The following is a 23,863-nucleotide window of genomic DNA, read 5'->3' on the forward strand; positions in this document are numbered from 1 at the left end:
GCCGGTGCCGGCGGGGGTGGGTCGCGCGGCCCGCGCGGTTCAGCGTTCGGACCGCCGGGCCTCCCTCACCCTCCTCAGCCTGTTCACCGTCACCGGGTCGTGGGCCAGCGCCCGCGGGTCGTCGAGGAGGGCGTTCAGGAGTTGGTAGTAGTGGACCGGGGAGAGGTCCAGTTCCTCGCGGATGGCTCGTTCCTTGGCGCCGGGGCCGGAGAAGCCCCGGCGCTCCAGGGCGAGGATGTTCCGCTCCCGTGCGGCCAGGTGTTCCTCCATGTCCGCACGGTACCCCCGTCCACCGACACCGCTGTCACTCGCCGGAGGCGCTCTCCGCGGTCATCGCCGTCGCCTGGAGGTCGCCCAGGACCGTGGCCGGGCTGCCGGACGGGGCGACGGCCTTGCCTATCCGCTGCTTGACCGCCGCGCTGACCTCCGCCCAGGAGGTCCGCCCGACGGGGTAGAGCTCGGAGAGCGGGAGTTCCTCCAGGAACGGCCTGAGCTCGGCGTCCTCCTCGGTGGCGGACATGACCTGGGAGGCGGAGGTGGTGACCGGCAGCAGGTCGTACTCGCGGGAGAAGTCGAGCACGTTGTCCTCGTCGTAGACGAAGTCGAGGAACTCGCCGACCTCCGTGGCGTGCCCGTTCTGCTTGAAGGCGGTCATCCAGTCGGCGACGCCCATGGCGAGTTTGCGGGGGCCGTCGACGCCGGGCATCGGCACCATGCCGAACTTCACGCCCTTCTTCGCGGCCGTCTTCATCAGGGACGGGTGGCCGTTGAGCATGCCGACCTCACCGTCGGCGAACGCGGCGAAGGCGTCCGCGCGGTTGAGCTTGCCCGGCGCCACGGGTCCGGTGAGGCCCTTGCCGACCAGCTCGTCCTTCAGCCAGGTGAACGTGTCGACGTTCTCCGCGGAGTCGATGCTGTAGCTGCTGACGGTCTGCGCGTAGCCGCCTCCGCCGCTGAGCAGCCACTGCAGGGTCTCGGCCTGCGCCTCCTCGGGTCCGAGGGGCAGCGCGTACGGGTACGTCACGCCCTTCGCCTTGAGCGCCTCGGCGTCCTCGGCGAGTTCGGCCCAGGTGGTCGGCGGGGTGATCCCGGCCTCGCGGAAGAGGGTCTTGTTGTAGAACAGCAGCCGGGTGGAGGAGGCGAACGGCATGCCGTACTGCGTGCCCCGCACCTTGCCCGCGTCGCGCAGCTGCGGGACGAGGTCGGCCTGCGTGGTGACGGAGAGCACGTCGTCCGCCTTGTACAGCTGGTCGGCGGCCGCGTAGTCGGCGTACGAGCCGATCTGCGCCATGTCGGGCGCCCTGCCCGCGTCGACCATGTCCTTGACCTTGGCGTCGACGTCGTTCCAGGAGTAGACGCTGACCTCGACGGTGACGCCGGGGTGCTTCTTCTCGTACGCCTCGACGAGCCGGGCCCAGTACTTCTCGGAGCTGTTGGCCTTGCTGTCGCCGTAGTCGGCGGCGACCAGTCTCAGGGTGACGTCGTCGGAGCCCCCGCTGAGTCCGCAGCCGGAGAGGACCACGGTCATGCCCAGTGCGGACACCCCCGCGATCGTCCCGACGATCGTTCCTGACCTGCCTGCCCGCTGCACCGCGCTTCTCCCGGGGTTCCCAGAGTGATTGTCCACCAGGTGGACAACTGATTGTTCCTACCAATGGACCGATATCCGGATCAAGGTCTACACCACATGGGTGGACTAGACCTCTTTCGGGCCTTCCGAGGGCGCACGCTACCCCCAAGGCCGGTAAGTGGACTAGACCTCTTGCGGGTCCTCGGGCCACACTGTCCCCGTGAGACATGTCATCGCCCTCGACGTGGGCGGCACCGGGATGAAGGCCGCGCTGGTCGGGGCCGACGGCACCCTCCTGCACCAGGACCGCAGGCCCACCGGCCGTGAGCGCGGGCCCGACGCGGTGGTCGCGGCCATCCTCGACTTCGCCGCCGACCTGCGCGCCCACGGCGTCGGGCAGCTCGGCGAACCCGCGGCCGCCGCCGGTGTCGCCGTGCCCGGCATCGTCGACGAGGCACGCGGCGTCGCCGCCTACGCGGCCAACCTGGGATGGCGGGACGTACCCCTGCGCGACCTGCTCACCGCACGGCTCGGCACCCCCGTCGCGCTGGGCCACGACGTCCGCACCGGCGGACTCGCCGAGGGCCGCGTCGGCGCGGGACGGGGAGCGGACCGCTTCCTGTTCGTGGCGCTGGGCACCGGCATCGCGGGCGCGATCGGCGTCGACGGCCGGGTGGAGGCCGGCGCACACGGCTTCGCGGGCGAGATCGGCCATGTCGTCGTACGGCCCGGCGGGACCCCGTGTCCCTGCGGGCAGCGTGGCTGTCTGGAGCGGTACGCGTCGGCGGCGGCGGTGAGCGAGGCATGGGCGGCGGCCCGCGCCAACCCGGAGGCGGACGCGGCCGACTGCGCGAAGGCCGTCGCGTCCGGCGACCCGGACGCCGCCCTGGTCTGGCAGCGGGCCGTCGACGCCCTCGCCGACGGCCTCGTCACCGCCCTCACCCTGCTGGACCCGCGCACCCTCGTCATCGGTGGCGGCCTCGCGGAGGCGGGGGAAACCTTGTTCACACCACTGCGGGACGCCGTCCGGCGGCGGATCACCTTCCAGAAACTGCCGGAGATCGTTCCGGCGGCCCTGGGCGACAGCGCCGGGTGCCTGGGTGCCGGCCTCCTGGCCTGGGATCTCCTCACCACCACCGACCGCATGGAGGTAACTCCCTAATGGCCACCCCCCTAGGGGCGCGGGACAGCGCCGACGTGCGGCACCGCCGCGGGGCGCAACCAGCCACCGACCACCCGCGGCCCGCGACCGGCAGGGCGCCCGTCGTCCTCTCCGGCGCCCACGTGGTCCTCCCCACCGGAACCGTGCCCGGCGGACAGGTCGTCGTCGACGGCACCCGCATCGCCGCCGCCGCCCCGGAGAACGCCCGTCTGATCGACGTGTCCGGCCACTGGCTGGTCCCCGGCTTCGTCGACATCCACAACCACGGCGGCGGCGGAGCCTCGTTCTCCAGCGGCACGGCGGAGGACGTCCTGAAGGCCGTCCGCACCCACCGCACCCACGGCACCACCACCCTCGTCGCCTCCACCGTCACCGACGACATGGACGTCCTGGTCCGCCAGGCCGGCCTGCTGAGCGAGCTCGCCGAACAGGGCGACCTGGCCGGCATCCACTTCGAGGGCCCGTTCATCTCACCGTGCCGCAAGGGCGCGCACTCCGAGGAACTGCTGCGCGACCCGGACCCGGCGGAGGTGCGCAAGCTGATCGACGCCGGGCGCGGCCGGGCGCGGATGGTCACCCTGGCGACGGAACTCCCCGGCGGCCTGGACTCCGTACGGCTGCTCGCCGAGCACGGCGTGATCGCCGCGGTGGGCCACACGGACGCCACCTACGAGCAGACGGTTCAGGCCATCGAGGCCGGAGCGACGGTCGCCACCCACCTCTTCAACGCGATGCCCGTCCTCGGCCACCGCTCCCCCGGCCCGATCGCCGCGCTCCTGGAGGACGAGCGGGTCACGGTGGAGCTCATCAACGACGGCACCCATCTGCACCCCGCCGCCCTGGAACTGGCGTTCCGTCACGCGGGCGCGAGCCGGGTCGCGTTCATCACGGACGCGATGGACGCGGCCGGCATCGGCGACGGCCACTACATGCTCGGCCCGCTGGAGGTCGAGGTCAGCGAAGGGGTGGCGCGCCTGGTGGAGGGCGGTTCGATCGCGGGCTCGACCCTGACCCTGGACCGGGCCTTCAAGCGGGCGGTGACGATCGACCGGCTCCCGGTCGGGGACGTCGTCGCCGCCCTGTCCGCCAACCCGGCGCGCCTGCTGGGCATGGACGACCGGGTGGGCTCCCTGGCTCCCGGCAAGGACGCCGACCTGGTCCTGCTGGACGCGGACTTCGACGTCAGGGGAGTCATGCGCAAGGGGGATTGGGTGGTGGATCCCCAACTGGCCTGAAACATCCCCCCGCACAGGGACGGTGGCCGACCCGAGGACTGGGCCGGTCGCCGTCCTTTTGGCATGATCAGGCCTCCGGAACCAGTCGCACACGGTCGCATCGCTCGGGGGAGGTCGGCACAGGTGATCCTCACGGTCACGCTGAACACCGCTCTCGACATCACCTACCGCGTCCCGGCCCTGCGGCCGCACACCTCCCACCGGGTGACGGACGTGACGGAACGCCCCGGCGGCAAGGGACTGAACGTCGCCCGCGTACTGGCCGCCCTCGGGCACGAGGTGACGGTCACCGGATTCGCGGGCGGGGCGACCGGCCGGGTGGTACGGGACCTGCTCCCCCCGGCGATCGGCGACGCGCTCCTGCCCGTCCGCGGCACCACCCGCCGCACCGTCGCCGTCGTCGACACCCGCGCCGGTGACACCACCCGGCTCGACGAGCCCGGCCCGCTCATCACCCCGGCCGAGTGGTCCGCCTTCCAGGAGGCGTACGAGGATCTGGTCGCGGACGCCGACGCGGTGGCCCTGTGCGGGAGTCTGCCGCCGGGGGTGCCGGTGGGGGCCTACGCGGGCCTGGTCCGTACGGCCCGGGCCGCGGGCGTCCCCGTACTGCTGGACACGAGCGGTGAGCCGCTGCGCCGCGGGGTCGCCGCCCGCCCGGACCTCGTCAAGCCGAACGCCGACGAACTGGCCGAACTCACCGGCTCCCACGAGCCGCTGAGGGCGACTCAGGACGCCCGGCGGCGCGGGGCACAGGCGGTGGTGGCCTCGCTCGGGCCCGAGGGCCTGGTCGCGGCGACTCCGGAGGGCCGCTGGCGGGCCGCCCCGCCGGCCCGGGTGCACGGCAACCCCACGGGCGCCGGCGACTCGGTCTCGGCGGGCCTGCTCTCGGCCCTGGTGGAGGGCCTCCCCTGGCCGGACCGCCTGGCCCGAGCGGTCGCCCTGTCCACGGCGACGGTCCTGGCCCGAACAGCCGGCGAGTTCGACCGGTCCGCGTACGAGGAGCTCCTGAACCGCATCACGGTGACCGGCGAGGCGTCGGCGGCCTGAATACGCCCTACCGAACTGCTGGCCCGGTGGCCCTTCGGACAATGACTGGGTCAAGGTGAGCTGGAGCGGCAGGCCTGGCTGGGTAGCCGTCAAGTGCGTCGAGGCCGGCCGTATCTGAGGGACCGGACACGATGGCCGTCGGAGTGCTTGAGCACCTCGGCGGCCATCGGCACGAATCCGTCGAGGGCTAGTCCTTGACCTGCCCCTCCTTCAGCCACAGCTGGTCGAGGAGCACGTTGCACTTGTCGCCGTTCTCGCAGGAGACCGAGATCGTGTTCGTGCCCTTGGTGAGCGTGGGCCAGGAGTAGGTCTGCGTCCAGCCCTTGGCGAAGTCGCCGTCCTTGGCCTTCGCGAAGTTGCCCAGGTTCAGCTTGGATCCGAAGACCTTGCCGTTGACGGTGAGCGTCATGGACTGGTCCTGGCCCGGCACGCTGTAGTGCGTGAAGAGGGTGTAAGCGCCGGTCTCGGGAATGCCGTTGACCGTCCAGGTCACCGACGAACCCGTGTTGTTCAGGTTGTTGACGTAGATGCCGCCGTCCGCCTGGGCGCCCTCGACGTCGGAGGCCAGCGCGGCGCCGCCGCCGAGCTTCAACGCCTTCGCGTCGATCGTCGGCAGATTCTCCGCGCTCGCCTCACTGGTGGAGGACTCGCTGGGCGAGACGCTCGGGGAGGCCGAGGCCGAGGCGGAGACCTGGTCGCTCGCTTTGTTGTCGTCGGCGCCGGAGTCGCCGTTGGCCATGGCCACCGCGATGCCGATCACGACCGCCGCGACGACCGCGACGGCGCCGATGAGGAGGCCCTTGGTGTTCGGGCCTCGGCCGCGGCCGCCGTTCTGGGCCGGCTGCCTGCCGGTGGGGGCTCCGCCGGGGAGGGTCTCGGGGGCCGTGTAGTGCGCGTTCGGCTGGCCGTAGGCGCCCTGCTGGGACGCCGCCTGCGGCTGGCCGTACTGCCCGTACTGCGCGGTCTGCTGCTGCGGCTGCCCGTACTGGCGCTCGCCGACCGCACGCACTCTGCTGACGGAGTTGGGGTAGCCGTAGCCACCGCCGGAGGGCGGCTGGGCGCCGTTGGCCTGGCCGTCGGCGTAGAGGTAGCCGAACGGGTCGTCGTCCTCGGGCGTACTCGCGCCGTTGTTGCCGGGCGTCATCCCTTCGTACTCCTCAACAGGTGCGGGGCTGATGCGATGCAAGGTGAGAATGGCGAGCCTACCCGGTCCAGGTGCCCCAAACGGGTGACTCGGATCGCATCAGCTCGGCTCCCAGGCCACTGACCTGGGATTCGTGGCGGGATTCACCCCGCACGTCTGTGCTGTTTGGGACGAGATCGTTTCTCGACGTACATCCGTTCGTCAGCCGACTTCAGGACTTCGTCGGCCGTCATCCCGCAGTGCGCCCAGCCGATGCCGAAGCTGGCGCCCACCCGGACGGCCCGGCCCTCGGCGCGGATCGGCTGGATGATCTCGTTGCGCAGGCGTACGGCGAGGTCGGCGGCGTCGGCGCGGCCGAGCCCGTCGGCGAGGATGACGAACTCGTCACCGCCGAGCCGGGCGACCGTGTCGCCGTCGCGGACGGCCCGCGAGAGGCGCCGGGCGACCTCGATGAGGACCGCGTCGCCCGCGTTGTGCCCGAACCGGTCGTTGATCGACTTGAAGCCGTCGAGGTCGCAGAAGAGGACCGCGAGCCCCTTGGTGCCGTCGTCGCGGTTGCCGTCCTCGGGGGCGACGGTGTGCACATGGTGGTCGTAGGCGTCGTACGCCTCCGCGCCGGCGGGCCGGTAGTCGAAGCCGTGACCGTTCGCGTCGAAGGCGGGGTGGCCGTAGCTCTGGTCCATGGCGTCGACGACGGCGGGGTGCGTCGACTGGGGGCGGCCGCAGATGCGGGCGGACAGACGCGAGCGCAGCTCCGCCGAGTTCGGCAGCCCGGTGAGGGAGTCGTGCGAGGCGCGGTGGGCGAGCTGGAGCTCGCGGCGCTTGCGCTCCTCGATGTCCTCGACATGGGTGAGGAGGAAGCGGGGACCGTCGGCGGCGTCGGCGACGACGGAGTTGCGCAGGGACACCCAGACGTAGGTGCCGTCCCGGCGGCCGAGGCGCAGCTCGGCGCGCCCGCCCTCCGCCGACGTACGGAGCAGGGTGCCTATGTCCTCGGGGTGGACGAGGTCGGAGAACGAGTAGCGGCGCATCGCGGAGGCGGGGCGGCCGAGGAGGCGGCACAGGGCGTCGTTGGTGCGCAGGATCCGCCCGTGCTGGTCGCCGCCCATCTCGGCGATCGCCATGCCGGAGGGGGCGTACTCGAAGGCCTGGCGGAAGGATTCCTCACTGGCGCGCAGGGCCTGCTGCTCGCGTTCGAGCCGGACCAGTGCGCGCTGCATGTTCGCACGTAGACGCGCGTTGCTAATGGCGATGGCGGCCTGGAAGGCGTACATCTGGAGCGCCTCGCGCCCCCACGCGCCGGGGCGCCTGCCGTTGCGCGGCCGGTCCACGGACAGGACGCCGATCAGTTCGCCGCACGTTCCGCCGCTGCCGGGCGGGGCGGGTGTGTACATGGGGGCGAAGAGCCGGTCCGAGGGGTGCCACTCGTCCTCGAAACGGGGGGCGGGGCCGTCGGTGTACCACTGCGGGACGTCGTCGTCGTCGAGGATCCAGCCCTCGGTGTGGGGTATGAAGACCAGGTCGCCCCAGGTCTCGCCCATGTTCAGACGCCGCTCCCAGGACGCGCGCGAGCCGACCCGGCCGGTGATGAGGGCCTCGGCGGCAGGGTTCCCGGAGAAGGCGGCCACCACGAGATCCCCGTCGGGGCGCACGAGGTTGACGCACGCGAGCTCGTAGCCCAGCGCGCTGACCACACCATCGGCGACGGTCTGCAGTGTGTCGGCCAGGCTGCGGGCCGTGTTCATGTCGGCCATGACCTGGTGCAGCTGTCGCAGGGACGCAAGACGGACGTACGGCTCCGACTCGGTCTCCATGCTTCGCCCTCCCCCCGAGACTTCGCAGCGAATCAAGGGTTGTCTTCGGCGTAACGTTCGTTTCTGTCGTTCCAGTCGTTGCGTATGTCCTAGTGACACCTCCGCCACTGAATCACAGCGCGCTGCCCACTCGGTACACAGGGTCAACAATTAATGCGTCTTGTGACTCAAGTCACAGATGAACGTGAACATTTGAGTGGAGTTTCTGCGTTTTCCCTGTGTGTTTACTGAACACAGCCCACACACAGAAGCGCGCTACGGACGGGAATTGTTCCCACTCGCTCCGTGGTCGGTCCATGGACCTACGACCCTACTCGGACCGAGGTCCGATGCGGCGCCCTGCGGACCGGCACTAGCGTTTCGGGCGTGGCTCCCGACGTATTGAAGACTCATCCCGTCCCCGCCCCCTCCGCCGCCTCCGGGCATGCTGTGGGGGTGAGCAACGACGAGTTCCGCGCGGTCATGTCCCGGCTGGCCGGCGGGGTGGTCCTGGTGACCGCGCAGGAGCCGCCGCTGGACCCGGACGACCCCGGGGCACCGGAGGGCGAGTACGCCGGCATGACGGCGACGGCGTTCCTGTCGGTCTCCCTGGAACCGCCCCTGGTGCTGGTCAGCCTGCGCACGGGCTCCCGCATGGACGACCTGCTCGACGAGCAGCCCCTGTGGGCGGTGTCGGTGCTCTCCGAGAGCCAGCGGCACATCGCGGGCCGCTTCGCGATGAAGGGCCGGCTCAGCGACCGCCTGCTCTTCGAGGACATCCCGTACGTCCGCGGCGAGGTGACCGGCGCACCCCTGGTGGGCGGTGCGCTGGGCACCCTGGAGTGCCGGACCGAGCAGCGGGTGGAGGCGGGCGACCACACACTGGTGATCGGCCGGGTGCTGCGGGCGCGGGTGCCGAGTGCGCAGGGCGGCCCGCTGGTCTATTTCCGGGGAAGGTACCGGCAGTTGGGCTGAACGGGAATTCAGTTGCCGCTGTCGGCGGGCGCTCTTACTTTGCCGGGATGACGATGTCGTCCGGGGCTTCTCTCAGGCTCGAAGAAATCACCCCCTCGAATGTGGACGCGGCTCTCGCCGTCAAGGTCCGGCCCGATCAGGAATTCGCAGTCGCACCCGTTGTGAAGTCGCTCGCCGAGGCCTATGTGCACCTGGATGTCGCCTGGCCCCGGCTGATCATGGACGGCGACCGTCCCGTCGGCTTCCTCATGGCCTTTTTCGACATCGACTGGAAGCTCGACGGCACCATGATCCGCTCCGGTCTGTGGCGCCTGAACATCGCGGCCGGGGAGCAGGGGCGGGGATACGGTCGTTTCGCGGTGCAATCGGTCGCGGACGAGATCCGCCGGCGGGGCGGCAGGGAGCTCTACGTCACCTGGCACGAGGGCGGGCACGGCCCCGAGGGCTTCTACCGGGGCCTGGGCTTCCGCAGGACCGGGGAGCTGAGCGGGGACCAGGTGGTGGGGGTGCTGGCCCTGGAGTGAGCCCCGGTTCTCAGCCCGCGCTCCCGGACTGGACGCGGCACTCCTCCAGGAAGTCCAGCAGGCGCAGATGGTGGCGGCGGGCGGTGTGGCCGAGGCTGATGTTGTGCCCGGCGTCCGGCTCGTGGTCCACGCGGACCAGGGGTGCGGCGAGCGAGCTGGTGAGCTCCCGCAGGGCCGGGGGGTCCCAGGCCCACAGCCGCTCGTACTCGGCGAAGGTGAACCGCACCGGTACGCGGATCCGGCGGGCCACCTCCGCGTACCGGCCGGGCCAGTCGGGGATCTCGTCGGCCTCCCGGGCCGGGACGGGCGCGACGAAACCGCGCGCCAGCCGGAAGGTGTCCGGCGGATAGAGCGTGAGCGGCCCCCAGTGCAGACGGTGGTCGGGGCGGTGCCGCAGGGCGGCCACCCGGTCGGGCGGCACGGCCCAGCGGGCGCCGACCCCGGAGACGTCCACACCGAGCAGCCGCTCGGCCCGCCGTGCCGTCGCCGCCGTGGTCAGCGCCACCTTGCCGCCCAGCGAGTGACCCACCAGGAGGAACCCGGCCCCGGTGGCCCACCGGGCGGAGTAGGCGCGCAGGGCCGCCCGCACGCACCGGGCCTGCTCGGTGAGGCACAGTCCGTGCGGCAGCCGCCGCGCGGAGGCCCCGTAGCCGGGACGGTCCAGGGCGAGGGCGGCGTAGCCGGCGCCGGCGGCGAGGGAGAGCAGCGAGGTGGAGGCGTCGGCCTGACCGTGGAAGTACCCGGCGGCCATGCCGCTGCCGTGCAGGGCGACGACGACCGCGCGGGGCGGGGCGTCCGGGGGAAGGGCGAGCAGCCCGGAGAGGTGGATGTCACCGGCCCGGAGTTCGACCTGCTGGACGAGGGAGGGGCGCCGCGAGGCGGTGGCCTCGACGGTCGTCGTACTCGCTTCCGGGACGGGCTGTGCCATGGGGCGTCGTCTCCTCGGTCCGGTCCGGGCTCTGCCGTCCAATGTCACATCGGTGCGAGCGGCGTGCGAGGTGACGGCGGCCCAGTGGCCCAGTGGCCCCCGTGCCGCGGTGCGGGCCTCAGGCCCAGTCCCGCCCGGTCCTGCCCCGCTTGGTCTCGGACCGCTGCTTCTTCTCCCGCAGCCGCCGCTCGTTGATCCCCCGGGGGATGCGGGTCGGCCGGCGCGGCTTGGGCGGGGGCGCGGTGGCCTCCGCGAGCAGGGCGGCGAGGCGTACGGCGGCGGCCTCGCGGTTGCGCCACTGGGAGCGGTGCTCGGAGGCACGGACACTGACGACGCCGTCGGTCAGACGGCCGGCCAGCCGCTCCAGCGCCCGCGCCTTCCACACCTCGGGCAGCGCCTCGGTGGCGGCCAGGTCGAACCGCAGTTCCACCTGGGAGTCACTGGTGTTGACGTGCTGCCCGCCCGGTCCCGAGGACCGCGAGAAACGCCACATCAGCTCGGCCTCGGGGAGCGAGACGGAGCCGCGGATGAGATAGGGACCGGACATGCCCCTCATGGTCGCGCGGCTGACCGGGCCACGTCACCCGAAATTCCCGGGTAAAGAAAGCAAAGCGACCTGGAACCTTGTGTACCCCTCTCGGCGTTCATACCGGTAGCTGTAGCTTTCTGCCGTACCGGAACCGAGGGAAGGGTCCCAAACCATGGCTGTAAGCCTGTCCAAGGGTGGCAACGTCTCGCTCACCAAGGAGGCTCCGGGCCTGACCGCCGTCACCGTGGGCCTCGGCTGGGACGTCCGCACCACCACCGGCACGGACTTCGACCTCGACGCCTCCGCGATCGCGGTCAACACCCAGGGCAAGGTCTACTCCGACGCCCACTTCGTCTTCTTCAACAACAAGCAGACCCCGGACAACACCATCGTCCACACCGGTGACAACCGCACCGGTGAGGGCGCGGGCGACGACGAGGCGATCAACGTCAACCTGGCGGGCCTCCCCGCCGACATCGACAAGATCGTCTTCCCGGTCTCCATCTACGACGCGGAGAACCGCTCGCAGAACTTCGGCCAGGTCCGCAACGCCTACATCCGCATCGTCAACCAGGCCGGCGGCGCCGAGATCGCCCGCTACGACCTCTCGGAGGACGCGGCGACGGAGACGGCGATGGTCTTCGGCGAGCTCTACCGCAACGGCGCGGAGTGGAAGTTCCGCGCGGTCGGCCAGGGGTACGCCTCGGGTCTGGTCGGCATCGCCCAGGACTTCGGCGTGAACGTCTGAGCGACCCCGCACACCGCGCGGAGCCCCCGGCCCGAAAAGGCCCGGGGGCTCCGGCGTGCCGGCGGTAGGTTGCCCGCGTGATCCTCGACGCCCTGCCCCTCACCCCCGGCCACGACCTCCCGGCCCCCCTGCTGACCGAACTCACCGCCCTGTACGCCTCCAACCGCGAGTTCCAGGCGCTCAGCGGCGACTTCCCGGACCCGGACGACATCCGGCCCGAGCAGGTGGCGGCGGCGCTCGCGGAGGAGGCGGCGAACCCGGAGGTGGAGGTGCTGCTCGCCCGCTCCGAGGGGCGGCTCGTCGGGGTCGTGATCACCCTCGGCCGCCATCCCGACCCCGCCGACCCCGACCCGTGGATCGGTCTGCTGATGGTCGACGCGCGCGAGCACGGGCGGGGGTACGGGCGGCGGATCGTCGAGCGGGTCGAGGAGCGGTTCCGCCGCGAGGGCCGTACGGCCGTGCGTCTCGCCGTCCTCGACGCCAACCCCAAGGCCCTGGCCTTCTGGACCGCCCTGGGCTACGAGGTCGTCGACCGCCGGCGGGATCTGCAGCTCGGCCGCCCCTGCGCCGTGCTGCGCAGACCGCTGCGCACGCCCCGCCGCGCCGCCCGGGTCGCCGTCCTCGCCCCCGACGGCGCCGTCTTCCTCTTCCGGTACGACAACGTCGAGGCCGGCGTCCACTGGGCGCTGCCCGGCGGTGGCCTGGAGGCGGACGAGACCCCGGCCGAGGGCGCCCTGCGGGAGCTGCGGGAGGAGACGGGATGGGACGACCTCGCCCCGGGCCCCCTCCTGTGCACCTGGGAGCACGACTTCACCCATGCGGGCACACCCGTCCACCAGCACGAGCACATCTACGTCACGCGCGGCCCGCGCCGGTACCCGGACGGGCCGCACCTCGCCGCCGCCCACGCCGCGGACGGCATCCTCGGCGGGCGCTGGTGGCCCCGCGACGCACTGCGCACCGCCCCCGAGCCGGTGTGGCCGCCGGACCTCGCCCGCCTGCTGGACGCGTACGAGGCCGGCGAGGAGAACTGATCCCCCTCACGGCCCTCCCGCCTTCACGGCCGCTCCGGAACCTTCGGCGGCTCCGGCACCGTCACGGCTGCTCCGGCTTCCCCTTCCCGTACAGCCAGTCGTCCCAGATCTCGGTGAAGTCCTCGTCGGGCGCCTGCTGTTCCACGTACGCGGTGAAGTCGTCCGTGCCGGCGGTGCCGTGGCGGTGGGCGGCGGTCCAGCCCTGGACGAGGTCGTAGAAGGCGTCGTCGCCGACCGTCCGGCGGATGAGGTGGATGACCATCGCGCCGCGCTGGTAGACGGGGTCGCCGGAGATCTGCGCGGCGTCCGTGGGCTTCGCGGGCGGGAACGCCCACAGGTCCGGGTAGTCCTCCTCGCCCTCGTCGTAGAGATCGGTGAAGGTCTCCTCCGCCGTGTCGCCGCCCTCGTCCTCCGTCCACAGCCACTCGGCGTAGGTCGCGAAGCCCTCGTTGAGCCACATGTCCTGCCAGGTCCTGGGCGTGACCGAGTCGCCGAACCACTGGTGGGCGATCTCGTGGACGAGGGTCTCGGTGTCCGGGGCGCCGGGGTGGACGGGGCGGTTCTGGGTCTCCAGGGCGTAGTCGGAGTCCTCCGGGCGGTCGACGATCGCGCCGGTGGAGGAGAACGGGTACGGGCCGAAGTTGTCCTCCGCCCACTCCGTCACCTCGGGGATCCGGGCCAGCACCTTGCGGCTCGCGGACACCTGCGTCGGGTCGACCGCGACATACACCGGCAGGCCGGTCCCGGTGGTGGAGCGGGTGACGGTGTACCGGCCGATCGCGACCGTCGCCGCGTAGCTCGCCATCGGCTCGGCGGTGTGCCAGGTGAAGGTCCTGCGGCCGTCCGCCGTCCGCTCGCCCTTCGGCTCCCCGTTGGAGACGGCCGTCAGCTCCTTCGGGACCGTCACGGCGATGTCGTACGACGCCTTGTCGGAGGGATGGTGGTTGCCGGGGAACCAGGCCATGGAGCCGGTGGGCTCGCCGAGGGCCAGCGCTCCGTCCTCGGTGCGCAGCCAGCCCTCCTCGGACTCGTCCGGGTCGGTGATCGTGCGGGGGCTGCCGGAGTAGCTCACGGTCACCTCGAAGGTCTCGCCCTCGGCCAGGTCCCGCCGCGGCCGGACGGTCAGTTCCTGGCCGTCCCGGTCGAATCCGGCCTCGCCGCCCTCGACGGTGACCTTCGTGACGTCCATGCCGTACAGGTCGAGGTCGAAGGAGGACAGGGCCTGGGTGGCGCGGGCCGTGATCGCCGCCGTACCGGTGAGACGGTTGCCGTCCGGCTCGTAGGCGAGGGTCAGGCCGTAGTGCGAGACGTCGTAGCCGCCGTTGCCCGCCTTCGGGAAGTACGGGTCGCCGAGCCCGGGGGCACCGGCGTGCGGGCCGCCGCCCGGCGCTCCGCCGTCGCTGTCGCATCCGGTCAGGGCAAGGGTGACGGCTAACAACGCGGCGGCCGGGACAAGGCGTACGGATCGGGACATGTCAGAGATCCTAGGGGGACCGCGGGCACGGCCGCGGAGCCGTGACACCATCGCCTACGTGCTCGACATCGGCTACGCCCTCTCCAACCGCTTCCCGGACCCGCCGCAGACGGACTACCGCCGTGCGGACGTCCACGCCCTGCGCCACGATCTGTTCTGCGGGGACGTCTACCTCGCCGACACCAAGGCGGACCGGGAGCTGTCCACAGCCTGGGGATGGGTGCCGGTGCTCGACTTCGCGTGGGCGCTGTGCGACATCGTGGAGCGGATCGACCAGGACCCGGCCGGTTTCCGCGCCTCCCGCCCCCAGTACGCGGAACTGGACTTCACCGAGTCCACCGACCGCATGCTGTTCGAGCGCCGCTTCGGCTGGGTGGACATCGAGGCCGACTGGATGCCGGCCGAGGAACCCCCGCTCACCTTCTCCCACACCGAACTGCGCCGCGAGTCCCGCGACTTCCTGAACGACCTCCTCGCCGACCTGATCGACCTGCACGAGGACCTGGGCGAGAACCCGGCGATCTGGACCCTCCAGGCCCGCTTCCCGAGGATCGGCTGACCGCCCGCCGCGCCCTCAGCCCTCCACCCTGATCCCCAGCTGGGCCGCCAGCACCGGCGCCAGATCAAGGAGTTGGGCCGGGCTGATCACCGCCCCCGCCAGCCGGTCCACGCCCGCCGAGATGCCCAGCTCCGCCGCGCCGCGCAGGTCGGCGTCCGCCAGGGTCGCCGCGGTGAAGTCCGCCGCCCGCAGGGCGCAGTCCACGAACTCGACCCGCTCCAGACGAGCGCCGCCGAAGTCCGGTTCGACCAGGACGCAGGACTGGAAGACGACGTCCCGCAGCCGCGCCTGACGGAGGTTCAGGAAGTCGATCTTGCCGCCCCGGATCAGCACCCGCTCCAGAACCGCCCCGTGCAGCTGGGTGCCGCCCAGGCGGGCGTCGACGAGCTCGACGTCGCGCAGGGCCGCGTCCGCCAGGTCCGTGCCGACGCCCCGGACACCGGTGAGGACCGAGTCGAGGACACGGGCGCGGGTCAGCGCCGTACCGTCCAGCGCGCACTCCGTCAGCGCGCAGTCCATGAAGCGGGCGCCCGCGCCGTCCTGCCCCGCCAGGTCCGTCCCCCGGAAGTCCACCCCGTCGTAGTCCCCGTCGGGCTCCAGCTCCCCTCCCGCGTACGGCTCGAGCGCCGGCAGCCGCACCTCCGGCCGCCGCGCCCCCTTCACACCCGCCCCGCCGGGCCTGCCCGTCCCGCCACCCGCTCGCCTCGCCATGCCCCCCATCGTGCACCCCGCCACTGACAATCCCTCCGACCTGCGCCGACATCCCCGTTGTCACATTCCGGGCTCCGCATCGGTCGTACAGGGGACGGGACGGAAAGGCCCGTCCCGCCCGAGCCGACCCGAAGGAGCACCCAGCCATGCGCCAAGCCCTCACCGTCATCGGCGGCGGCTTCGCCGGACTGACCGCAGCGATCGCCGCCGCCGAGGCGGGCGCCCAGGTCACCCTGTACGAGGCACATCACACGTTCGGCGGCCGGGCGCGGACCGCCGAGGGGCCGTACCGGACCAACGAGGGACCGCACGCCCTCTACAACGGCGGCCCGCACTGGACCTGGCTCAAGCAGCGCGGCCTCCTCCCCGCGCTCGCGCCCCTCCCGCCCCTGGAAGCCACCCGGCTGCGCCTGCGGCACCACGGCGTCCTGCGCCGCACCCCGCCCCTCGGCATGCTCAAGCTGCTGCGGCACACCTCCCTGCGGGCCCCCGTCGACGTCGACTTCCGCACCTGGGCCACCGGCCTCGTCGGCCCGGAAGGCGCCGAAGCGGCCGCCAACTACTCCGCCGTCGCCCTCTTCCACCACGATCCCGGCGCCCTGTCCGCCGCCTTCGTGCAGGAGCGGCTGCGCCGCGCGACCAGGCTGCCGCCCGAGGCGCACTATCCGCGCGGCGGCTGGGCGAACCTCGTCGACAGGATGGCCACCCGGGCCTGGAACGTCGGGGTGCGCCTGGAGATCCTGTCCCGCGTCGACACCCTCCCCACCGGCAGCCCGGTCATCGTCGCCACCTCCCTCGACGCCGCCCGCCGGCTGCTCCGCGACGACTCCCTCACCTGGCCCGGCGGCCGCACCGTCCTGCTCGACCTCGCCCTGCGCACGCGCCGCGGCGACGCCTTCGCCGTCTCCGACCTGGACGCCCCGGGCTGGATCGAGCGCTTCACCGCCCAGGACCCCACCCTCGCCCCGGCCGGCGAGCAGCTCCTCCAGGGCCAGATCCCGATCGCCCCGCACGAGAGGAAGGCCGACGGCGTGGCCCGCGCCGAGCACCTGCTCGACCTCGCCCTCGACGGCTGGCGCGAGCGGGTCACCTGGCGGCGGGAGGCCGTCGCGAACGGCCGTACGGGCGCCGTGGACCTGCCTGGCACCAGCTGGCGCGACCGGCCCGCCGTGGACCGCGGCGACGGCGTCCTCCTCGCGGGAGACCAGGTCGCGGCGCCCGGCGTGCTGTCCGAGGTGTCCTTCAACAGCGCCCTCACCGCCGTGTCCCTGGCGCTGGGCCGGCGCTCCCTCGACCTCAAGCGCGCTTGAGGTCGAAGAGTGGGGCCCCGAGACCGTCACCCGGAACCATGGGGAACCAGACGCACGCCATCCGTCTGAGGCCTGCGCGCCCTGGAGGAGCGGGCCCTCGCCGAGGCCGCCGCCGGCCGCCTCGCCCCGGCCGTCCAGCGCTTCCCGCTCGCCGAGGCCGCCGCCGCGCACCGCGCCCTGGAGAACCGCACGACCATCGGAAAGGTGGTACTGGGGCCATGACCGGACCGTGGACCGGAGCCCTGACCCGAACCGGCGGCGCGGGCGCGGCCGGGGCTTGGGCGCAAGCGGGACCAGTCCAAGACGCCCCTCCGGACGGGGATGCAATACGCCCCGAATCATGGTCTTCTGGGCGAATGAGTGTCACCCGGACAGGTGAACCCTCGACGGAGCCCGACCCCCGCCGCTGGTGGGGCCTGGTGATCATCGCGCTCGCTCAGCTGATGGTCGTCCTGGACGCCACGATCGTGAACATCGCGCTCCCCTCCGCCCAGCAGGACCTGGGCATCTCGGACGGGAACCGCCTGGGGGTCCCCCCACGCCTTCAGGGCAGTGGGGGAGGGTCATCACCGCCTACACCCTCGCCTTCGGCGGCCTGCTGCTGCTCGGCGGCCGCGTCGCCGACCTCGTGGGCCGCAAACGCACGTTCGTCATCGGGCTGATCGGCTTCGCCGCCGCCTCCGCGCTCGGCGGCGCGGCCGTCAACGCCGGCATGCTGTTCGGCGCCCGCGCCCTCCAGGGCGTCTTCGCCGCCGTACTCGCGCCCTCCGCCCTCAGCCTGCTGCCTTCACCGACCCCAAGGAACGCGGCAAGGCCTTCGGCATCTACGGCGCCCTGGCCGGCAGCGGCGCCGCGATCGGCTTCCTCGTCGGCGGCCTGCTCACCGAGTACCTGGACTGGCGCTGGTGCCTGTACGTGAACGTGCCCATCGCGGCCGTCGCCGTCCTCGGCGCGCTCGCCCTGCTCCACGACCGCCCCGGCCACCCCGGCGCCCGCCTCGACGTGCCCGGCGTGCTGCTGGGCTGCGGCGGACTGGTCGCGGTCGTCCACGGCTTCAGCGAGGCCGAGCCGCGCGGCTGGACCGACCCGTTCGTGCTCGCCCTGTTCGCGGCCGGAGCGGCCCTGCTCACGGTCTTCGTGTGGTGGCAGACGAGGGCCCCCAACCCCCTGCTGCCCCTGCACATCATCAAGGACCGCAACCGGGCCGGCTGCTTCCTGACCATGATGCTGGCCGTCATCGGCATGTTCGGCCTGTTCCTGTTCATGACCTACTACCTCCAGGTCATCCTCGGCTACTCGCCGATGAAGACGGGCTTCGCCTTCCTCCCGCTCACCCTCGCGATCATCACCGGCTCCACCCAGATCTCCGCCCGGCTGATGAACCGCGTGCCCCCGCGCGCCCTGATGGTGCCCGGCATGATCCTCGCCTCCGGCGGCATGCTGATCCTCACCCAGATGACGGTGAGCTCCTCCTACACCACCGAGATCCTGCCCGCGCTGCTCCTCATGGGCCTCGGCATGGGCCTGACCTTCATGCCGGTCTTCGCCACGGCCACCGCCGGGGTCGCCCCGCAGGACGCCGGCGTCACCTCGGCCACCGTCAACACCTCCCAGCAGGTGGGCGGCTCCATCGGCACGGCGCTGCTCAACACGATCGCCACCACCAGCAGCACCGCCTACATCGCGGCCCACCTCACCAGCCCCGCCCAGCGCGACGCGGTCACCCGTGAGGGCATCGTCCACGGCTACACGGTCGCCATCTGGTGGGCCGCCGGCATCATGCTGCTGGCCGGGCTGATCGCGGGCCTGATGGTGACGGCCAGACCCCCCAGGCACGAGGTCCCGGCCCGGACGGCGGTACCGGAGTCGGTGGGCTGATCCCCGGCCCGGGTCCGGCCCGCGTGCGGCGCGGCCGCCCGGCGGTGCCTCAGTGGCGACCGGCCACCCGGTCCGCGATCCGCGCCAGCCGCGAGGACCCCGTGCTGTGCGTCGCGGTCTCCCGCCGGTCGGCGGTGCGGTAGGTGGCGTACATGCCCTGCACCCCGAGCCAGCGCAGCGGCTCCGGCTCCCACCTGCGCACCTTGTGCCCCACCCACGGCAGCACGGTCAGCTCGGTGTTCCCGCCCTGGCCGGAGTCGAGCAGCACGAGGTCGCACAGGGTGCGTCCGGCCAGATTGGCCGTGGCGACGCCGGAGCCGACGTAACCGCCCGCCCAGCCCAGGCCGGAGGCCCGGTCCAGGGTGACGGTGGCGCACCAGTCGCGCGGCACGCCCAGCACCCCGGACCACGCGTGCTCGACGCGCACCCCGGCGAGCGCCGGGAAGAACCCGACCAGGATCTCCCGCAGCGCCTCGACGGTCTCGGACTGCGTGCGCCCGTCGTTGTCGGTGCGCGAGCCGAAGCGGTACGGCACTCCGCGCCCGCCGAGCGCGATCCGCCCGTCGGCCGTGCGCTGGGCGTACATGTAGGCGTGCGCCATGTCGCCGAGCGCCTCCCGGCCCGCCCAGCCGACGGCCGCCCACTGCTCGTCGGTGAGCGGCTCGGTGGCGATCATCGAGGAGTTCATGGGCAGCCAGGTCCGCTTCTCGCCCTTCAGCGCGGCCGTGAACCCCTCCGTGCAGCGCAGCACGTACGGCGCGCGCACGGTCCCGTACGGCGTCACCGCCCGCCCGGCGAGGATCTCGGTCACCGGCGTCGACTCGTACACCTCCGCCCCCAGCGCCTCGACGGCCGCCGCGAGCCCCTTCACCAGCTTCACGGGGTGCACCCGCGCCCCGTGCGGCGTCCACGTCGATCCGACGGCCCCCGCCACCCGCACCCGCTCGGCGGTCTCCCGCGCGCCGTACAGCTCGCGGTCCTTCTCCCCGTACGACAGCTCGTGCGCGTGGAAGTCCCGCAGCCGGGCCAGTTGCGCGGGCGTCCGGGCCACCTCGAGGACCCCGCCCCGGTGGACGTCGGCGTCGACGCCCTCCTCCGCCAGCACCCGCACGACCTCGCCGACGGTGTCGTTCATGGCCCGCTGCAGCCGTACGGCGGCCTCGTGGCCGTGCAGGGCGGCGTACCGGTCGCGGCCCGCGACGCCGTTGTACAGCCAGCCGCCGTTGCGTCCGGAGGCCCCGTACCCGCAGAACCTCTGCTCCAGGACGACGATCCGCAGCGCGGGCGCCGCCTTCTTCAGGTAGTACGCCGTCCACAGCCCGGTGTACCCGCCCCCGACGATCACGACGTCGGCGGACGTGTCACCGCCGAGCGGTTCCCGTACCGCCGGAAGTCCGTCGTCCGCGTACCAGAAGGAGATCCCGCCGTTCACGACATCGCTCGCCGAGGTGCTCATGGCCGGACGTTATCCGGTGAAGTGGCCCCTGTCTCCTTCGGATTCCGTACTCTTTCGCGCCCTCTGACCAGCGGGAGGCAGGCGAGTCCGACGAGCACGGCGACGAAGTGACCGACGTCGGTGAAGGTCGGCCCGGTGGCCAGCGGCACCGCGAAGACGGCCGGCACGAGCACCAGATACGGGTACCGCCACGGCGGCCGGATCCGGTACGCGAGCACCGCCACCACCCCCGCCAGCGCGTAGCTCACCCCCACGTCGAGGGTGTTCACCGAGGACCGCGGCGCGACCCCGTCGCGGATCGCCTTCAGCAGCGCGCCCTCGCTGACCAGCGTCGCCAGCACGTGCGCCGCCCCGCACACCACCAGCCAGCGCACGGTCCCCAGCCATCGCTCCGCCCGGGCGTGGAACACCGAGTACAGCAGCGCGTACGGCAGCCAGTGCCCGCCGTCGATCCACATCGCGCTCGCGATCAGCACCCGGACCGGATGCCGGGACAGCTCATGGAGATTGGTCGACCTCTGCCGCAGGAACTCCCGCTCGAACTCGGGGGACATGTGGTGCAGGGCGACCGTGGTGACGAACAGGATCCCCAGCCACACGTAGGTGCCGGGCGCGCTGCGGACGTACGCCCACACCGCCCGCCGCGCGCCGGAGAACCGCGGGAGCCGATTCACACCCGCAAGTATCGTCCGGAAGGTGATCCACATTCCGCGCGCACTGGTGACGGAGCAGGTGAAGATCCACGGCGAGGAGGGGCGGGCGTTCATCGCGGGGCTGCCGGACCTGGTGGCGGAGTTCCTGGAGCGCTGGGACCTGCGGACCGACGGGCCGCCGATGCACGGCGTGTGCGCCCTGGTCCTGCCGGTCACCGCCGCCGACGGCACGCCCGCCGTGCTGAAACTCCAGCGCGTGGACGAGGAGAGCGCGGGCGAGCCGGCCGCCCTGCGGCTCTGGGGCGGCGGATCCGCCGTACGGATGCTGCGCCACGACGGGCGCACGGGCGCGCTGCTCCTCGAACGCCTCGACTCCACCCGGACGCTGTCCCGCCTCGACGACGTCCATGAGGCGGTGCCGGTCGTCGCCGGCCTGCTGGAGCGCCTGACCTCGGTCCCCGCGCCCGCCGGTCTGCGCCGGCTGGGCGACCTCGCGCAGGCCGTGCTCGACCGGACCCCCCGGGCGCTCGACCGGATCCCCGACCCGGACGACCGCCGCCTGCTCGCCGACTGCGCGGCCGCGGTGCGCGAGGTGGCGGCCGAGCCCGGCGACCGGCTCCTGCACTGGGACCTGCACTACGACAACGTCCTGGCCGCCGACCGGGCCCCCTGGCTCGCCATCGACCCCAAGCCCCTCGCGGGCGATCCCGGCTTCGAGCTCTGGCCGGCCCTGCGGAACCGCTTCGACCCCGACGACGTCCCGTGGCGCTTCGACGCCATGACCGAGACCCTGGGCCTCGACCGGCCCCGCGCCCGCGCCTGGACCCTGGGCCGACTGCTCCAGAACGCCCTGTGGGACATCGAGAACGCCCGCCCCCCGGCCCGGGCCGACCTGGAACTCGGCCGCCGGCTGCGCGGATGACCCGCGGCCCCGGCCGGCGATGGAGCCCCCTGTCGGACTCGAACCGACGACCTTCGCTTTACAAGAGCGGCGCTCTACCAGCTGAGCTAAGGAGGCGTGCGCGCACGTGGCTCACGTACGTGCCCGTGCAGTGTACCCAGGCCGCCGGGGCGCCCTGTCGAAAATTTCCGCGAAGTTCACATGCCTCCGGGTACTGACAGATCGGGTGGCCGCCGGGTAGCGTCCAGGCCAGTTCACTCGTGTGGACTACACCAACCACCTTCCTACAACGGATCGTCCGGCACGTTCCTGCCGGTAGAAGGGGGCCCATCACCATGGCCACTGTCACGTTCGACAAGGCGACCCGGATCTACCCGGGTTCCACCAAGCCCGCCGTCGACGGCCTCGACATCGAGATCGCGGACGGCGAGTTCCTCGTCCTGGTCGGCCCGTCCGGCTGCGGCAAGTCCACCTCCCTGCGGATGCTCGCCGGCCTCGAGGACGTCAACGGCGGCGCCATCCGCATCGGTGACCGCGACGTCACCCACCTGCCGCCCAAGGACCGGGACATCGCCATGGTGTTCCAGAACTACGCGCTCTACCCGCACATGACCGTCGCCGACAACATGGGCTTCGCGCTCAAGATCGCCGGCGTCAACAAGGCGGAGATCCGGCAGAAGGTCGAGGAGGCCGCGAAGATCCTCGACCTCACCGAGTACCTGGACCGCAAGCCGAAGGCCCTCTCCGGTGGTCAGCGTCAGCGTGTCGCGATGGGCCGCGCCATCGTGCGTGAGCCGCAGGTCTTCCTCATGGACGAGCCGCTGTCCAACCTGGACGCCAAGCTCCGTGTGTCGACGCGTACGCAGATCGCGTCCCTGCAGCGCCGCCTCGGCATCACCACCGTGTACGTCACCCACGACCAGGTCGAGGCCCTGACGATGGGCGACCGCGTGGCGGTCCTCAAGGACGGTCTGCTCCAGCAGGTCGACACCCCGCGCAACATGTACGACAAGCCCGCCAACCTCTTCGTGGCCGGCTTCATCGGCTCCCCCGCGATGAACCTCGTCGAGGTGCCGATCGCCGACGGCGGTGTGAAGTTCGGCAACTCGGTGGTGCCGGTGCAGCGTGACGCGCTCTCCGCCGCCACCGACAAGACGGTCACCGTCGGTGTCCGTCCCGAGCACTTCGACGTCGCCGGCGCCGACTCCGACCAGGGTGTCGCGGTCACCGTGAACGTCGTCGAGGAGCTCGGCTCCGACGCCTTCGTCTACGGCACCGCCCAGGTCGGCGGCGAGTCCAAGGACCTCGTGGTCCGCGTCGGCGGCCGTGACGTCCCGGAGAAGGGCAGCACGCTGCACGTCGTCCCGCGCGCGGGCGAGACCCACGTGTTCTCGACGTCGACGGGCGCGCGCCTCTCCGACTGACGAAGCGCACGAAAACCGGGCGTACCGCCCAGGTTGACGACGAGGGCCCCGCAGGCTGCTGCGGGGCCCTTTTCGCTGCCTTCGAATACCCCGGCACACCGGATATTTCCCCCCGCCCGGGCGAGCGTCCGTCAACTCCCTACCCCAAAGGGAACACCGCTTCATCCCCCGTTGGAGTGACCAAATGTCGCCGGATGATTACGGGGCGCTACCCTCTCACGCGTGAAGCACTCCGCGAACCACTCCACCCAGCGCACGCGACGCGGCCAGGGCGGCCCAGCCCGCCGGATCGGCCGCTCGCTCGCCCTCGTCCTGCCCGTCGTCATGGTGCTCTCGGGAACCCTCGCGGTCACCCGGGTCAACTGGTCGGGAGACCCCTCGGACTCGGTGCTCACCGCCTCCGACGTCTCCCCCGTGCACCACACCTCCCACGGCGCCGCCCAGGCCCCGCAGGACGTGCTGCGCGACCAGCTGCTGACCGAGCTCCAGGAGAAGGACCCGGGCACCGCCCTGACCCACCTCCAGGCGGCTGTGAACGGCACACCGTCGCTGGCGAAGCACTGCACCTCCATCGCCCGCGCCCTGGGCCGTGCCGCGGTCCGCATCTACGGCCCCTCCCGCGCCCAGTCCTACGCCCGCCCCGTCTGCGACACCTCGTTCGCCTCGGGCGTCCTGGCGGCCCACAGCTGACCCCCCGAGCGGCCCGTGCGGCTCCCCCGCCCTGACCGGCCCTGGTACGCCACCAACGGCGACATCTGGACCCGCTTCTCGCTCCGCGAGATGGCCGACTTCCACACCGAGCGCGACG

The 23,863-nt window shown here is 72.3% G+C and carries 23 protein-coding genes, 1 tRNA gene and 2 pseudogenes; 15 read left to right on the forward strand and 11 right to left on the reverse strand.

The annotated features are described in order from the left end of the window. Window positions 1-39: 39 nt before the first annotated feature. Window positions 40-270, reverse strand: coding sequence for a DUF3263 domain-containing protein (locus tag ACFY2L_RS29360; RefSeq protein WP_390660489.1), 231 nt, complete (start codon window positions 268-270; stop codon window positions 40-42). 34 nt (window positions 271-304) lie between these two features. Next, complete coding sequence (locus tag ACFY2L_RS29365) at window positions 305-1,528, reverse strand: ABC transporter substrate-binding protein (protein ID WP_390660622.1); 1,224 nt, start codon at window positions 1,526-1,528, stop codon at window positions 305-307. A 262-nt stretch (window positions 1,529-1,790) separates the two neighbouring features. On the opposite strand from ACFY2L_RS29365, the gene ACFY2L_RS29370 reads away from it, so the two are divergent. From ACFY2L_RS29370 to ACFY2L_RS29380, 3 genes are all read left to right on the forward strand, one after another. After that, entirely contained in the window at window positions 1,791-2,732 is a 942-nt protein-coding gene (locus ACFY2L_RS29370; RefSeq protein WP_390660490.1) for an ROK family protein, read from the forward strand. Continuing rightward, complete coding sequence (gene nagA, locus ACFY2L_RS29375) at window positions 2,732-3,967, forward strand: N-acetylglucosamine-6-phosphate deacetylase (protein ID WP_390660491.1); 1,236 nt, start codon at window positions 2,732-2,734, stop codon at window positions 3,965-3,967. Before ACFY2L_RS29370 ends, nagA begins: the two co-directional genes overlap by 1 nt. Window positions 3,968-4,090: 123 nt before the next feature. After that, on the forward strand, window positions 4,091-5,014 hold the full coding sequence (locus ACFY2L_RS29380) for a 1-phosphofructokinase family hexose kinase (protein ID WP_390660492.1): 924 nt from the start codon (window positions 4,091-4,093) through the stop codon (window positions 5,012-5,014). Window positions 5,015-5,201: 187 nt separating this feature from the next. Here the strand turns inward: ACFY2L_RS29380 and ACFY2L_RS29385 are convergent, their stop codons facing one another. Both ACFY2L_RS29385 and cdgB read right to left on the reverse strand, forming a co-directional pair. Beyond that, window positions 5,202-6,158, reverse strand: a complete 957-nt coding sequence (locus tag ACFY2L_RS29385; RefSeq protein ID WP_390660493.1) for a carbohydrate-binding protein — start codon at window positions 6,156-6,158, stop codon at window positions 5,202-5,204. A 143-nt stretch (window positions 6,159-6,301) separates the two neighbouring features. Beyond that, complete coding sequence (gene cdgB / locus ACFY2L_RS29390) at window positions 6,302-7,972, reverse strand: diguanylate cyclase CdgB (RefSeq protein ID WP_390660494.1); 1,671 nt, start codon at window positions 7,970-7,972, stop codon at window positions 6,302-6,304. A 435-nt stretch (window positions 7,973-8,407) separates the two neighbouring features. Between cdgB and ACFY2L_RS29395 the strand changes: the two genes are divergently transcribed. Together ACFY2L_RS29395 and ACFY2L_RS29400 are read left to right on the forward strand one after the other, a co-directional pair. Continuing rightward, window positions 8,408-8,926 (forward strand): flavin reductase family protein, encoded by a 519-nt coding sequence (locus tag ACFY2L_RS29395; protein WP_390660495.1) that lies wholly within the window; start codon window positions 8,408-8,410, stop codon window positions 8,924-8,926. Window positions 8,927-8,973: 47 nt separating this feature from the next. Then, entirely contained in the window at window positions 8,974-9,450 is a 477-nt protein-coding gene (locus ACFY2L_RS29400) for a GNAT family N-acetyltransferase (protein ID WP_390823894.1), read from the forward strand. 10 nt (window positions 9,451-9,460) lie between these two features. Here the strand turns inward: ACFY2L_RS29400 and ACFY2L_RS29405 are convergent, their stop codons facing one another. Together ACFY2L_RS29405 and arfB are read right to left on the reverse strand one after the other, a co-directional pair. Next, window positions 9,461-10,378, reverse strand: coding sequence for an alpha/beta fold hydrolase (locus ACFY2L_RS29405; protein ID WP_390660497.1), 918 nt, complete (start codon window positions 10,376-10,378; stop codon window positions 9,461-9,463). Between the two features lie 118 nt (window positions 10,379-10,496). After that, the gene (gene arfB / locus ACFY2L_RS29410) at window positions 10,497-10,934 is read right to left on the reverse strand and encodes an alternative ribosome rescue aminoacyl-tRNA hydrolase ArfB (RefSeq protein WP_390660498.1); all 438 of its coding nucleotides are present in this window, start codon (window positions 10,932-10,934) and stop codon (window positions 10,497-10,499) included. Window positions 10,935-11,079: 145 nt separating this feature from the next. Here arfB and ACFY2L_RS29415 point away from each other — a divergent pair, with 145 nt between their 5' ends. Beyond that, window positions 11,080-11,655, forward strand: coding sequence for a TerD family protein (locus ACFY2L_RS29415; protein WP_059195829.1), 576 nt, complete (start codon window positions 11,080-11,082; stop codon window positions 11,653-11,655). Window positions 11,656-11,732: 77 nt separating this feature from the next. Continuing rightward, the gene (locus ACFY2L_RS29420; RefSeq protein WP_390823895.1) at window positions 11,733-12,689 is read left to right on the forward strand and encodes a GNAT family N-acetyltransferase; all 957 of its coding nucleotides are present in this window, start codon (window positions 11,733-11,735) and stop codon (window positions 12,687-12,689) included. Between the two features lie 61 nt (window positions 12,690-12,750). Here ACFY2L_RS29420 and ACFY2L_RS29425 read toward each other — a convergent pair whose 3' ends face one another. Then, on the reverse strand, window positions 12,751-14,163 hold the full coding sequence (locus ACFY2L_RS29425) for a M1 family metallopeptidase (RefSeq protein WP_390660500.1): 1,413 nt from the start codon (window positions 14,161-14,163) through the stop codon (window positions 12,751-12,753). A gap of 58 nt (window positions 14,164-14,221) precedes the next feature. On the opposite strand from ACFY2L_RS29425, the gene ACFY2L_RS29430 reads away from it, so the two are divergent. After that, complete coding sequence (locus tag ACFY2L_RS29430) at window positions 14,222-14,722, forward strand: hypothetical protein (protein ID WP_390823912.1); 501 nt, start codon at window positions 14,222-14,224, stop codon at window positions 14,720-14,722. Between the two features lie 15 nt (window positions 14,723-14,737). Here the strand turns inward: ACFY2L_RS29430 and ACFY2L_RS29435 are convergent, their stop codons facing one another. Continuing rightward, complete coding sequence (locus tag ACFY2L_RS29435) at window positions 14,738-15,433, reverse strand: pentapeptide repeat-containing protein (RefSeq protein WP_390823896.1); 696 nt, start codon at window positions 15,431-15,433, stop codon at window positions 14,738-14,740. Window positions 15,434-15,579: 146 nt separating this feature from the next. Between ACFY2L_RS29435 and ACFY2L_RS29440 the strand changes: the two genes are divergently transcribed. The 3 genes and pseudogenes from ACFY2L_RS29440 (at window position 15,580) to ACFY2L_RS29450 (ending at window position 18,621) form a co-directional block, all read left to right on the forward strand. Further along, window positions 15,580-16,743: an NAD(P)-binding protein gene (locus tag ACFY2L_RS29440; RefSeq protein WP_390823897.1), complete on the forward strand. Its 1,164-nt coding sequence runs from the start codon at window positions 15,580-15,582 to the stop codon at window positions 16,741-16,743. A gap of 81 nt (window positions 16,744-16,824) precedes the next feature. Beyond that, the gene (locus ACFY2L_RS29445; protein WP_390823913.1) at window positions 16,825-16,965 is read left to right on the forward strand and encodes a zinc-binding dehydrogenase; all 141 of its coding nucleotides are present in this window, start codon (window positions 16,825-16,827) and stop codon (window positions 16,963-16,965) included. Between the two features lie 134 nt (window positions 16,966-17,099). Beyond that, a pseudogene (locus ACFY2L_RS29450) lies at window positions 17,100-18,621 on the forward strand (MFS transporter). Window positions 18,622-18,670: 49 nt separating this feature from the next. Here the strand turns inward: ACFY2L_RS29450 and ACFY2L_RS29455 are convergent. Further along, on the reverse strand, window positions 18,671-20,077 hold the full coding sequence (locus ACFY2L_RS29455) for an NAD(P)/FAD-dependent oxidoreductase (RefSeq protein WP_390823898.1): 1,407 nt from the start codon (window positions 20,075-20,077) through the stop codon (window positions 18,671-18,673). Continuing rightward, entirely contained in the window at window positions 20,074-20,784 is a 711-nt protein-coding gene (locus ACFY2L_RS29460; RefSeq protein ID WP_390823899.1) for a rhomboid-like protein, read from the reverse strand. Before ACFY2L_RS29460 ends, ACFY2L_RS29455 begins: the two co-directional genes overlap by 4 nt. On the opposite strand from ACFY2L_RS29460, the gene ACFY2L_RS29465 reads away from it, so the two are divergent. After that, window positions 20,762-21,652 carry an aminoglycoside phosphotransferase family protein gene (locus tag ACFY2L_RS29465; RefSeq protein ID WP_390823914.1) on the forward strand — a complete coding sequence of 297 codons (891 nt, stop codon included), beginning with the start codon at window positions 20,762-20,764 and terminating at the stop codon, window positions 21,650-21,652. The two genes, ACFY2L_RS29460 and ACFY2L_RS29465, sit on opposite strands and share 23 nt — an antisense overlap. 20 nt (window positions 21,653-21,672) lie before the next feature. On the opposite strand, the gene ACFY2L_RS29470 is transcribed toward ACFY2L_RS29465, so the two are convergent. Further along, window positions 21,673-21,748 (reverse strand) — tRNA-Thr (locus ACFY2L_RS29470). Window positions 21,749-21,966: 218 nt separating this feature from the next. On the opposite strand from ACFY2L_RS29470, the gene ACFY2L_RS29475 reads away from it, so the two are divergent. From ACFY2L_RS29475 to ACFY2L_RS29485, 3 genes and pseudogenes are all read left to right on the forward strand, one after another. Next, entirely contained in the window at window positions 21,967-23,055 is a 1,089-nt protein-coding gene (locus ACFY2L_RS29475) for an ABC transporter ATP-binding protein (protein ID WP_390660504.1), read from the forward strand. A 222-nt stretch (window positions 23,056-23,277) separates the two neighbouring features. Then, on the forward strand, window positions 23,278-23,745 hold the full coding sequence (locus ACFY2L_RS29480) for a hypothetical protein (RefSeq protein WP_390660505.1): 468 nt from the start codon (window positions 23,278-23,280) through the stop codon (window positions 23,743-23,745). A 21-nt stretch (window positions 23,746-23,766) separates the two neighbouring features. Beyond that, window positions 23,767-23,863: pseudogene (locus ACFY2L_RS29485) on the forward strand (nucleotidyltransferase family protein); the annotation flags it as partial.

The organism is Streptomyces sp. NPDC001381, assembly GCF_042895685.1.
Lineage (GTDB): Bacteria > Actinomycetota > Actinomycetes > Streptomycetales > Streptomycetaceae > Streptomyces.